Genomic DNA, 12591 nt, shown 5'->3' with positions numbered 1-12591 from the left:
AAAGACAGCTGGAAGAACCAACTGTCTCGATTTATTTTATCCTTTAACCCGTTTCAGGTAATCTTGATAACTTTCAGTTTCCATCAAGTCCTTCGCATTTTGGACCCGTTCTTTTGTAGGTGGTTTCACACCCTCCAACTTGTACGGGATGCCCAATTCCCGCCATTTGAACTCACCCATGGTATGGTAGGGCAGAATTTCAAATTTATCAACATTTTTAAGGGTTTTGACGAATTTCCCAAGTTCGATCAAGTCGTCGTCTCGGTCTGTAAGCCCAGGCACCAAGACGTGGCGAATCCAAACGGGCTTGCCAATATCAGACAAATACTTGGCACAAGCCAAAATATTCTTATTCGTTTGACTAGTTACAAATCTGTGCCGTTCATCGTTAATTTCCTTGATATCAAGAAGCACCAAATCGGTCACTGCCATCAGTTTGTCAAATTTTTCCAGGTAGCGAGGGGTATTGCGGAAAGGTAGAGCACAAGTATCCAGCGTACAGTGAATGCCCAACTCTTGAGCCTTGGTGAAGAGGGCAATCAAGAAATCTATCTGCAAGAGAGCTTCTCCCCCACTGACAGTGATTCCACCTTTTTGACCCCAAAATCCACGATAGCGGAGGGCTTCTTCTAGGACATCTTCCACTGTCCGTTCTCTAGACATGTTGGTTTCCATAGCCCAAGTATCCGGATTATGGCAATACTGACACCGCATTTGACAGCCTTGAAGGAAGACAATAAAACGGATCCCTGGTCCATCCACTGCACCGAAGCTTTCCGTAGAGTGTACCATTCCTGTTACTTTTCCATAGTCAACTGTTTCATTTTCCATGTCTTATCCTTCTCTCTTGAAAACGTTTTATGACTTTATTATAACACGATTCCTTGTGAATAAAAGGATTTTAATGATTTTTTAGAAAATAAACTGTTTTTCAATTTCATTCCATTGTATTAGTACAGGCCATTCCAGTAGCTGTTACTCTTACCTATTCTCTATGGCAAAAAAAAGAAAACGAAGAGCCGTTTTCTTTTTTTTTAATATCTTAAGAAATCTTGATCTCACCAATCGATAATCGCGATAAAATCTTACTGGATCTTGGAAAAGACCAACACGTTGTATCGGTCCGCTCCCAAGTTTACTTAGCAGACGGTCGGCAATTCCAGTTTACCGAAAGCTGTCACAAATTAGACAAGTTTCATTTTGTCGACTATGCAAAAAGAAATCAAAAATAGAGTACTCCGCTGACAGTTGAGAATGGACTCTACCGTTTTTTTACGATATCCGAAAATGAAAACTATTTTCAGCCCAAAACAATAGCTCATTCATCTCTTATTTCTCTACTATTTCAAGAAATAACACTCTCAAATATGCATCTTACCTAAAAGCTATTGACATTTTCCTGTTTCCCTATTAAATTGGATATGATAGAAATAAAATATGAAGGGACTGTCTTTAATTAAAAATGTAAGCGGTCTCAAAAAACTAGAGGAGAGTTCTATGGACCAAAGATTTTTGGAAAAATCCTGTCGTTATAGTATCCGCAAACTAACAGTCGGTACGGCTTCTGTTTTACTAGGTGCATTTTTTCTCAGCTCACATCAGGTAGGTGCTGATAGTATTGTTGGAAGTCAAAACGAAAGCAACCACCTTGAAGCTGCCCCAGCCATAGAGAGCCCGACTGACGGAACTGGAGGATCCAAGCCAGAAAATCCACCTATTGCTCCTATTTCTGAAGAAAGAGACTCAACTCCTGATAGAACTGTTGAAAGTAATCATACAGACGGTTCGACTAGTTCGATTGAGCCGAATAAAGATAAGGAAACTATGAAAGTTAAGACTCCCGTGGCCAAACAAACTGATTATCAATTGACCTACAATCAACCAGCTGCTCCTTCCTATGATGGTTGGGAAAAACAAGCCCTTCCAGTCGGAAACGGTGAGATGGGTGCCAAGGTTTTCGGACTCATCGGTGAGGAAAGAATTCAATACAATGAAAAGACTCTCTGGTCTGGTGGACCACAACCGGATAGCACCGACTATAACGGGGGAAACTACGAAGACCGCCACAAAGTCTTAGCAGAAATCCGTAAGGCCCTTGAAGCTGGAGACCGCCAAAAAGCGAAACAGTTAGCTGAAGAAAATCTAGTGGGACCAAACAATGCTCAGTATGGTCGTTATTTATCTTTTGGTGATATCTTTATGGTCTTTAACAACCAAAAGAAAGGCTTGGAAAATGTTACCGACTATCATCGTGACTTAGATATTACCCAAGCTATCACGACTACTTCTTATAGCCAAGATGGAACCACTTTTAAACGCGAAACCTTCTCTAGCTATCCTGACGATGTTACTGTAACCCATTTAAGTAAAAAAGGGGATAAGACCCTCGATTTTACCCTTTGGAATAGCTTAACAGAAGATTTACTTGCTAATGGCGATTACTCTTGGGAATATTCGAATTATAAACAAGGGGCGGTTACGACTGATTCGAATGGTATCTTACTCAAGGGAACTGTCAAAGACAATGGTCTACAATTTGCCTCTTATCTTGGAATCAAGACAGACGGACAAGTCACTGCCCAAGATGGCTATTTGACTGTCTCTGGAGCTAGCTATGCGACCCTTTTACTTAGTGCTAAGACCAACTTTGCTCAAAATCCAAAAACCAATTATCGCAAGGATATTGACGTAGAAAATACTGTTAAGTCTATCGTTGAAGCTGCTAAGGCCAAAGATTATGAAACTCTAAAACATGACCACATCGAGGACTATCAAAGTCTCTTCAACCGTGTTCAACTAAATCTTGGCGGTAGCAAGTCTACTCAAACGACAAAAGAAGCTCTCCAAACCTATAATCCGGAAAAAGGACAACAACTAGAAGAACTCTTCTTCCAATACGGACGTTACCTCCTCATCAGTTCGTCTCGTGATCGTACTGATGCCCTTCCTGCTAACTTGCAAGGAGTCTGGAATGCTGTAGACAATCCGCCTTGGAACGCTGATTACCACCTCAACGTTAACCTTCAGATGAACTACTGGCCTGCCTATATGAGCAATCTCGCAGAAACGGCTAAGCCAATGATCAATTATATAGATGACCTGCGCTACTATGGCCGTATCGCTGCTAAAGAGTATGCCGGTATCGAGTCCAAAGAAGGCCAAGAAAATGGTTGGCTGGTCCACACCCAAGCTACACCGTTTGGCTGGACCACTCCAGGTTGGGACTATTATTGGGGTTGGTCTCCGGCCGCCAATGCCTGGATGATGCAGAATGTCTATGACTACTACAAATTCACCAAGGATGAGACCTATCTCAAAGAAAAGATCTATCCAATGCTCAAGGAAACAGCCAAGTTCTGGAACTCCTTCTTGCACTACGACCAGGCTAGTGACCGTTGGGTGTCTTCTCCATCTTACTCGCCAGAGCATGGAACAATCACAATTGGGAATACCTTTGACCAATCCCTAGTTTGGCAACTCTTCCACGACTATATGGAAGCAGCCAACCACCTGAAGGTCGACCAAGATTTGGTGACAGAAGTGAAGGCTAAATTTGACAAGCTTAAACCACTTCATATCAACCAAGAGGGCCGAATCAAGGAATGGTACGAAGAAGACAGTCCTCAATTCACTAATGAAGGAATTGAAAACCATCACCGTCACGTTTCCCATCTAGTTGGGCTCTTCCCAGGAACTCTATTTAGCAAGGATCAGCCGGAATACCTAGAGGCTGCACGCGCAACCTTAAACCATCGTGGAGATGGGGGGACTGGTTGGTCCAAGGCCAATAAAATCAACCTCTGGGCTCGTCTACTAGATGGAAATCGTGCCCATCGTTTGTTGGCTGAACAGCTTAAATCTTCAACTCTAGAAAACCTCTGGGATACGCACGCGCCTTTCCAAATTGATGGAAACTTTGGTGCAACCAGCGGTATGGCAGAAATGCTCCTTCAGTCTCACACAGGCTACATTGCCCCATTACCAGCCCTTCCAGATGCATGGAAAGACGGGCAAGTCTCAGGTCTAGTAGCTCGTGGTAACTTTGAAGTCAGCATGAAATGGAAAGAAAAAAATCTTGAGTCATTAGCTTTCCTTTCCCATGCTGGGGGAGATTTAGTGGTCGATTATCCAGACATCGAATCGAGTATTGTCAAGATTAACGGGAAAGAAATCAAACCAACTCTTCTGAAGGGCAATCGGATTCAGATTGCCACTCAAAAAGGAGATCAGATTACCTTTGAGAAGTTGCCAGAGCAGGTTACTCGCCTATCTGCTGTGAGAAAAGATGCTGTAACAGCTGAACTCGATTTCAATCCGGTTACAGATGCGACCCACTATGTCATCCGTCGAGAAAGCAAAGATGAAAGCAATGACACTTCTTCTGTCAAGGAATTCCTAACCAATGTCACTCATTTCATCGACCGCTCCATTGATTCTCTTCACAGCTATAGCTATACTGTTAGAGCCATGATTGGGGAGCGCTCAAGGCAAGCATCAGAAGCTGCGTCAATCCAGCCAGTTGTCGAATTGATGGACGACAGAGATACCCGTGTTCAATACGGTCCTGCCTTCCATAACTGGGAGGATGCTGACCTATTTGCAGGAACTGAAAAATACGCTGACCTAACTGTCGATAGCTATTCTGACAAAGATGCTACTGCTAGGATCTCTTTCAAGGGGAGAGGAATTGAAATCTATGGTCTCAAATCATCTGAATTAGGCCTGGCAGAAGTCCAAATTGATGGCAAAAAAATAGGAGACCTAGATTTCCACACATCTGGAGAGACGGAGAAAAGTGCTCTAATCGGTCGTTTTACAGGACTTCCTGATGGAAATCACCTCCTAACCCTAACTGTGAAGAAGGAGCACTTGAACCGAGGGGATGAACGCTCAAAAATTTCCTTGGATTACTTTAAAATCTATCCAGGTCAAGGTGCGACTGTCGAAAAGATGGATGACAGAGACCCCCGCATCCACTATGGCTCCTTGTTCAAAGACTGGAATGAATCAGGCTTATATCAATCGACAGAAAAATACGCGACTCTCCAAAACGTGGATCCATCTCAGTTTTCTGAGGCCAAGGCAACCATTCCCTTCACTGGTACAGGGATTCGCATTTACGGCTTAAAATCTTCTGACTATGGAAAAGCCTTAGTCACCATAGATGGAAAAGAAATGCCAAGTTTGGACTTCTACTCAAGTGCTGACTATGAAAAAAATGTGTTGATTGGCGAGTATACAAACTTAAGCAATGGAGATCATATCCTCACCCTGACAGTGGATCCTAACTCTCCTGATGACAGAAAGATGATTTCTCTGGATTCATTTGACATCTTGAAGCCACCAACAGTATCCCTCGATACTCCAAGCCTAGCCCCAATAAAAGCAGGCGATCAGACGATTACCCTCACACTTCCGTCTGGGGAGTGGGATGCCATTGCCCTTCATTTCCCTGGCGAAAAAGATCCTATTTTCCTCAAAAAAACGGACGAACAGCACGTTACTCTATCAGATGGAAATCGAGTGTTAGCGATTAAGGACCAGCAGATTGAACTGCCGATCCCAGAAACTTCTCACCAAAAACAAAATCAGATCATCTCAGCCTATGCCATCCGAGGAAAGACCATCACTAGTCCGGTCGTCTCTCTCTTACCTGCTATTGTGACCAGTTTGGGAGACCAAGAACCTCCTGTAGTGACCCTTCCTGAGTACACAGAGCCAATCGGCACTGCTGGACAGGAGGCAGCTATCCACTCTCTACCTGAATATGTCCTTCGAGTACTGAAAGACCAAGCCAGCAAGGTAGAGGTCATTAGTGGAGAGAATGAGATAGGAACAGAAACTCATTTAGAGATCCAAAAGGTCCTTGACCAAGGACTCTTTGGCAAAACCTACGATGCTTTCAACCTTCAACTCAAGGATAAAGAAGGGAATCCAGTTCCAGTAAAAGGAAGTGTACTGGTACGACTTCCACTATCAAAAGAAGTGAAGCAAGTCTATGTCTTGACTCCTAATCAAGAACTCCAACCATTAGAATTCACACTCCGCGAGGGCCTGATTGAATTCATGACACAAGAGTTAGGAACCTATGCCATTGTCTACAAGACAAAATCAGAAACTATACCATTCATTTCAAGTCCTCATGAGAAAGTTGAGCCGACTGTATCAGAAAGAAGGGAGCCAAACAAGCCAATTTCAGAGAGCACTAGTCCAAGGAAGACTGGTGATGCTTTGATGAGTGTTCCCAACTCTAAACAAGACCAGGTTTCGCAAAGACAACTTCCAAAAACGAATACTGGACACAGTTCGTACCTACTCTTCTTAGCAGGACTCAGCCTTGTTCTCGCAGCTAGCTTCCTAGAGAAAAAGGAACAGGATTAGTTTGATGTTGTTAGCTACATCAATAAAAGAACTTTAGTGATTCTTCAATAAAAAAATAAATTTCGTCTTTTTAGCATTAAGCTAAGCATTGAAACTTTCCGCAGTGAGAAAAATGCTTGAAACACTGTTTTTTTCAAGCATTCGGAAGTTTTGAAACCTTAGATTCAAAACTAAGTCATGGAACTTCGTAGAAGTTCGCTAACGTCTGCACTCACCTAAGAAAAGTTATTAGGATTGCTTTTTCTTCAACATAAAAGAGGCTGGGACAAAAGTCCTAGCCTCTCAATTGTCTTTGGATTGTCGAGCAAGACGCAGTGGTTGAGTGGGCTCTACTACGCTGATTTCATCAGCTTTTACAGCCCTACTCAACTGTGCGGAGGTGGGACGATGAAATCGAATTCTAACGAATTATCGATTCCTGTCCAACTCTCTTTTTCGTTTATCCTAATACCAATTCGTCACTCACCAATGTTTCACCACTGTTCTGATGGAAAAGGCGCATCAAGTCTTCAACTGTCAGGTTCTTCTTTTCTTCCCCTTTAACATCGACTACAATCTTGCCTTGGTAGAGCATGATCAAGCGATTGCCATATGCGATGGCATGGTTCATATCATGCGTAATCATCAAGGTTGTCAAATCATGGCTTTCAACAATCTTTTGCGTCAGTTCCATGACCATTTCACTGGTCTTGGGGTCTAGCGCCGCGGTATGTTCATCAAGTAGCAAGAGTTTTGGTTTGACCAAGGCAGCCATGACCAAGGTCAAAGCTTGCCGTTGTCCCCCTGATAAGTATTGTGTATCCACTTTGAGGCGATTTTCCAAACCAATATTGAGTTCCTTCAAAGCCGTTTTAAATTCCGCGCGGTCTTTTTCTCTGACCCCCCAACTGAGGCCCCGTCTTGCTCCACGTTTTTTAGCAATGGCCATGTTTTCTTCAATGGTCAAGCGGGAAGCCGTCCCCATCTTAGGATCCTGGAAAACACGCGCAATATCTTTAGCACGCTTCCGAACACTGGTCTGCTTAATGGATTTCCCTTCCAAAAGGATTTCTCCTTGATCCACTTGCAATCCACCTGCCAGAATATTCATCAATGTCGATTTCCCAGCTCCATTTCCTCCGATGACGGAGATGAAATCCCCTTCTTCTACTGTTAGATCCAAGCCTTTGAGAACATGGTTTTCATTGACCGTGCCTGCTTCGAATGTCTTATGGATGTCTTCAATTTTTAACAATGTTGCCATTTATCTTCTCCTTCTAGTTGCTGCTTAATTTTAATCCACGAATCTTGAGACGTTTCTGTACTTCTGGTGCGAACAAGACCAAAGCCAAGAGAATGGCGTTAAACAAACGGACTAAGTTTTGGTCTAGGTTTGGAATTTCGTAGATATTGAGGATAATGAGGCGGTAGACAATTGCCCCCACTCCAATCGAAAGCAAGCGTCCTCCAATGGTCAAATCATGGATTAGGACTTCTGCTAAAATAACAGCACTGAGACCTACGACGATGGTCCCTGTACCAGAAGTCACATCGGAGAAGCCGTCTGTCTGAGCGAAAAGAGCCCCACACAATGCAACCAGTCCATTGGAAATCATGTAACCGAAAATCTTCATGGTGTCCACATTCACCCCATTGGCCTCACTCATCGGGATATTGTCCCCAGTCGAACGAAGAACCAAACCAATCTGGGTTTTCATTAAGAGAGTCAAAATCAGACAAACCAATAACAAACAAGAAATACTAACAGCAAAGACAGCTGCCTCATTGGACAAACCAAGCCCCATCACAGACTTGAAAATGGTACTAGAATCACCAATGGATAAATTAGGGACGCCCCCCATGATTTTTATATTGATCGAATAGAGACCTGTCAGAGTCACAATCCCTGTTAAGAGGGCGGGGATCTTCATCTTGGTATGAAGTAGGCCAGAAACTAGACCTGCTAGCATCCCTGCTAAAATCGAGAAGAGAGTCGCTAGCCAAGGGTTTTGCCCTGCTTGAATTTGGGACGCAACGACTGCAGCCCCAAGCGGGAAAGCCCCTTCTGCTGTCATATCCGCTATATCTAAAATGCGGAATGTTAAGAAAATACCAATGGCCATAATCGACCACAATAAACCTTCAGATAAACTTGATAATACTAAATCCATCATCCATCTCCTATTTCTTTTCGTTCATACCAGAGAGATCAATTCCTAATTTCTTAGCCATCTCTTTGTTAACATACAATTCTAGATTTTTAGGGGCCTCCACTGCCAGTTCGGCTGCCTTTTCCCCTTTCAGGATACGAATCGCCATCCGGGCAGATTGACGACCCAATTCAGTGTAGTCTGTCCCATAGGTATAGAGCCCTCCTACTTGGGCCATTTCAATCGAACCTCCAATAACTGGAACCTTATGTTTCAAAGACACTTGTTTAATGGTTTCCATTGTAGAAGAAATGATGTTGTCTGTTGGAATAAAGACTAGATCCACCTCTGACATCAAACTGTCCGCTGCCGCTTTCACATTATTACTGTCTAAAATGGTCTTCTCTACGACACGGTAGCCTTTGGCCTCAAGGACCTTCTTTGCTTCATCTTTTTGAACGACTGAGTTGGGCTCACTTTGCGTATAGAGGATCCCGACTGTCTTAGCTGTTGGCAAAACCTTTTGAATCAGATCGACTTGCGTAGCAATGGCATCTGAAGATTGGTCACTCGTTCCTGTCACATTGCCACCAGGCTGATCCAAGTTCTTGACCAGCTTAGCAGCCAGAGGGTCTGTCACTGCAGAAAAGACTACAGGGGTCCTTTTGCTCGTATTGGCGATACTTTGTGCTGATGGAGTTGCAATGGCAAATACAAGATCACTTTCTTGTGACAACTGATTTGAAATATTTTTCAAATTTCGCTGCTCCCCTTGGGCATTTTGATAATCAATTTCAATCTCTTCTCCATCTACATAACCTTGTTTGGCTAACTCTTCCACAAAGCCTTTACGAGTCGCATCAAGAGACTTATGGGTAATATACTGGGAAATCCCAATCTTGATCTTTTGATGCTTAGAGGTCTTCAAGTGGTGAAGGGTCAAGAGGGAGGTCATCAGTAGACCAACTACCAGAACCGGGGCAATTAACTTCTTTACAACTTTCATGAAACATGTCTCCTTCTCTAAAACATTCAAACAGAATACAAAAAACCGTTTAGAATCATCTAAACGGTTGGTATCATTCCTCACAAACTTAAAAGTATGCCAGCATTGCCGTCCATTTAGATATCATCTATATGGACCACAATCAAAAATCTTAGCCACATAGATACAAACAAATTGCTCGTTTCGTTTGCATCCATGAATTCATGTCTACAAACACTATCTAAAGTAGCTAAAGTAAAAGTTTTGATTCAACAATGTGGAGCTCGTGTTTTTCATAAGTTTCTGCTTTCGTTTTTTTTATGTTGACTATCTTACCGAAAATTTTTCAAGCTGTCAAGCCTAAATTCAGAATTTTTTTAATTATCTTATTTTTTCTACGTATAGTAACAAAAAAGCGCCCAATTAGGGCACTAAATAAGCGAATATCTTATTTTTTAAAGGTGTATTTAAAATCATCCTCTTCATTCTGATAAACCGTTAATGTTCCGTTTACCAATTTATATTTGAGATTGTATTGCATTACAAAGTTTCCACCACTATCTACAAGAAATTCATGAGTTTTTTCAGATAACTCGCCTTCAAATAGCACCATATCAATGGTTCCTTTTCTAACATCAATTTCAACTCCTATTTCCTTCAAGTAACCCCATTTGCTTCGTTCCTCAATGTACTCCAAGGCATTTTCCATAGAATATAAATAACTTTTATCGCCTTCAAGGAGTTTTTTTGCTGCTCCTTTAAAATCAACTTTTCCTGATGTAGAAATTTTTACTTTATTACCCTCTACTTCCACAATCATTTCGACATCTTTAATAAATTCACTAGAGATATCTAAAGTCGAGGTGAAACTTTCTTTAAAACCAGCTGTCATTTCTTTCTTCAGTTCAGGAGTAGCTGACCATTTCCCTTGAATACTATTAGGATTTTTAGCAAATAAGAAAAATGCAAGCACAGCTAAAACTGCAACGGCGACAAGACTACATAATCCAATAATCAGCCCTTTCTTAGACTTCTTACCGGGTATTGGGGCTTGTCCCATATATGGGGAATTAGTCTGGTAATTCAGTTGCCCATTGTTTGGATAACCTCCCTGCATCTGAGCATTGTTATAGGATGTGAAGAGCGCTCCTGCTTGAGCCGAATCCTGAACAGGAGCTTGTGGCTGAGTTCCTCCTTGCCCAAAAGCTTGTCCTTGATGTTGAAACGGACTTGTTCCACCTTGGTATTGATTTGGAGCTGGGCTTGCACCTCCAAACGGAGATTGAATTGGATTTACCAGCGTATCCTGTGTCGCTTGTGTTTCTGGACTTTCAAACTGACCAAAAACCTGTTGGATTTCCTCCTGATTGGCCGGTCGACCATGGACTCTCTCGAACTCTGCTAACCATTCTTCTTGTTTCATTACTATATCCTTCTAACCTTTACTTATTTTATTATAAAGGAAATTCATAGGAGAAGCAAATCCGACTAAAATGAGCATAAAAAATCAGGGAAAATCCCTGATTTCATGGCTCTATGATTTCTGTAGTGGGTAAAACCACCATAGGAATTATGGAGCCTATTTTGTTGTAGAAAACAAGAACATCAAAAAGAGGCTGGCACAAAAGTCCTAGCCTCTCAATTGTCTTTGGATTTTCGAGCAAGACGCAGTGGTTGAGTGGGCTCTACTACGCTGATTTCATCAGCTTTTACAGCCCTACTCAACTGTGCGGAGGTGGGACGACGAAATCGAATTCTAACGAATTACCGATTTCTGTCCCACTCTCAGGGTATAACTTTTCATCAACTCATTACAGTTGACAAAGAGCCTAAATAAGCGAATATCTTATTTTTTAAAGGAGTATTCAATTCCATAATCATTTCCATCCACGGAAACTTTCAGCGTTCCATTTTCAATTTTATACTTGAGATCGTATCGTAGGAAATGACTCTTATCTTCATCCTGAATGAATCGGTGATCTTTTTCATCCACCTCACCTTCAAAGGCTACCATTTTAAGAGTGCCTTTCTTCACATCGATTTCAAGTCCCATATCCTCTAAATAGGAATTCTCACTGTTTTCCTGGATATAGTCTAAGGCATCCTCAACAGAGTAAAAATCATTGTCCCCATCATCATAGAGTTCCTTTGCAGCTCCCTTGAAATCAATCTTACCAATCACACTGATGGTTACTTTTTTCCCCTTTACCTCTACGATCATATCCATATCTTTTACAAATTCACTAGAAATATCTGATGTAGTAGAGAAAGTGCCTGAAAAAGTAGACTTCATTGTTTTTTTCATCTCAGGAGTAGCTGACCATTTCCCTTGAATACTATTAGGATTTTTAGCAAATAAGAAAAATGCAAGCACAGCTAAAACTGCAACGGCGACTAGACTACATAATCCAATAATCAGCCCTTTCTTAGACTTCTTACCGGGTATTGGGGCTTGTCCCATATATGGGGAATTAGTCTGGTAATTCAGTTGCCCATTGTTTGGATAACCTCCCTGCATCTGAGCATTGTTATAGGATGCGAAAGGCGCTCCTGCTTGAGCCGAATCCTGAACAGGAGCTTGTGGCTGAGTTCCTCCTTGCCCAAAAGCTTGTCCTTGATGTTGAAACGGACTTGTTCCACCTTGGTATTGATTTGGAGCTGGGCTTGCACCTCCAAATGAGGCTTGGGCCGGAGCTGGACCTCCGAACTGTGCTTGTTCTGGTGACGGCGTCAAACCTCCAAATGGTGCTTGTCCTGGTGATGGCGTCGCACCTCCAAATGGTGTTTGCTCTGGAGTTGGCGCCGCGCCTCCAAATGTGGCTTGTTCTGGAAACGGTAAGGGTCCTCCAAATTGTCCTTGATTGGAAACAGGTGCTGCACCTTCAAATGGAGATTGAATTGGATTTACCGGCGTATCCTGTGTCGCTTGTGTTTCTGGACTTCCAAACTGACCAAAAACCTGTTGGATTTCCTCCTGATTGGCCGGTCGACCATTTACTCTCTCGAACTCTGCTAACCATTCTTCTTGTTTCATTGCTATCTCCTTCTAACATTTAGTTATTTTATTATAAAGGAAATTCATGGGAGATGCAAATC

Annotated in this window: 7 protein-coding genes and 1 pseudogene; 2 read left to right on the top strand and 6 right to left on the bottom strand. The window is 42.3% G+C overall.

Annotation, left to right across the window (positions count from 1 at the left end; all coding sequences use genetic code 11):
* Positions 1–36: 36 nt before the first annotated feature.
* Positions 37–831 (bottom strand): pyruvate formate-lyase-activating protein, encoded by a 795-nt coding sequence (gene pflA / locus ABT997_RS04760; RefSeq protein ID WP_223356534.1) that lies wholly within the window; start codon positions 829–831, stop codon positions 37–39.
* 215 nt (positions 832–1046) lie between these two features.
* On the opposite strand from pflA, the pseudogene ABT997_RS04755 reads away from it, so the two are divergent.
* Together ABT997_RS04755 and ABT997_RS04750 are read left to right on the top strand one after the other, a co-directional pair.
* Positions 1047–1232: pseudogene (locus ABT997_RS04755) on the top strand (UTRA domain-containing protein); the annotation flags it as partial.
* 265 nt (positions 1233–1497) lie between these two features.
* Positions 1498–6381 carry a glycosyl hydrolase family 95 catalytic domain-containing protein gene (locus ABT997_RS04750; RefSeq protein ID WP_350018868.1) on the top strand — a complete coding sequence of 1628 codons (4884 nt, stop codon included), beginning with the start codon at positions 1498–1500 and terminating at the stop codon, positions 6379–6381.
* 439 nt (positions 6382–6820) lie between these two features.
* Here ABT997_RS04750 and ABT997_RS04745 read toward each other — a convergent pair whose 3' ends face one another.
* The 5 genes from ABT997_RS04745 to ABT997_RS04725 all read right to left on the bottom strand — a co-directional run bounded on the left by ABT997_RS04745 (position 6821) and on the right by ABT997_RS04725 (position 12529).
* A complete protein-coding gene (locus ABT997_RS04745; RefSeq protein ID WP_350018867.1) occupies positions 6821–7624 on the bottom strand; it encodes an ABC transporter ATP-binding protein in 804 nt (267 codons plus the stop codon).
* 13 nt (positions 7625–7637) lie between these two features.
* Complete coding sequence (locus ABT997_RS04740) at positions 7638–8531, bottom strand: ABC transporter permease (protein ID WP_006597286.1); 894 nt, start codon at positions 8529–8531, stop codon at positions 7638–7640.
* Between the two features lie 10 nt (positions 8532–8541).
* Entirely contained in the window at positions 8542–9516 is a 975-nt protein-coding gene (locus ABT997_RS04735) for an ABC transporter substrate-binding protein (RefSeq protein ID WP_223357089.1), read from the bottom strand.
* Between the two features lie 427 nt (positions 9517–9943).
* Positions 9944–10918, bottom strand: coding sequence for a hypothetical protein (locus ABT997_RS04730; RefSeq protein ID WP_350018866.1), 975 nt, complete (start codon positions 10916–10918; stop codon positions 9944–9946).
* A 423-nt stretch (positions 10919–11341) separates the two neighbouring features.
* A complete protein-coding gene (locus ABT997_RS04725) occupies positions 11342–12529 on the bottom strand; it encodes a hypothetical protein (protein ID WP_350018865.1) in 1188 nt (395 codons plus the stop codon).
* Positions 12530–12591 lie beyond the last annotated feature (62 nt).

This window comes from Streptococcus australis (genome assembly GCF_040226615.1).
Taxonomy (GTDB): Bacteria; Bacillota; Bacilli; order Lactobacillales; family Streptococcaceae; genus Streptococcus; species Streptococcus australis_E.
This window is presented reverse-complemented; position numbering and strand designations above follow the sequence as displayed.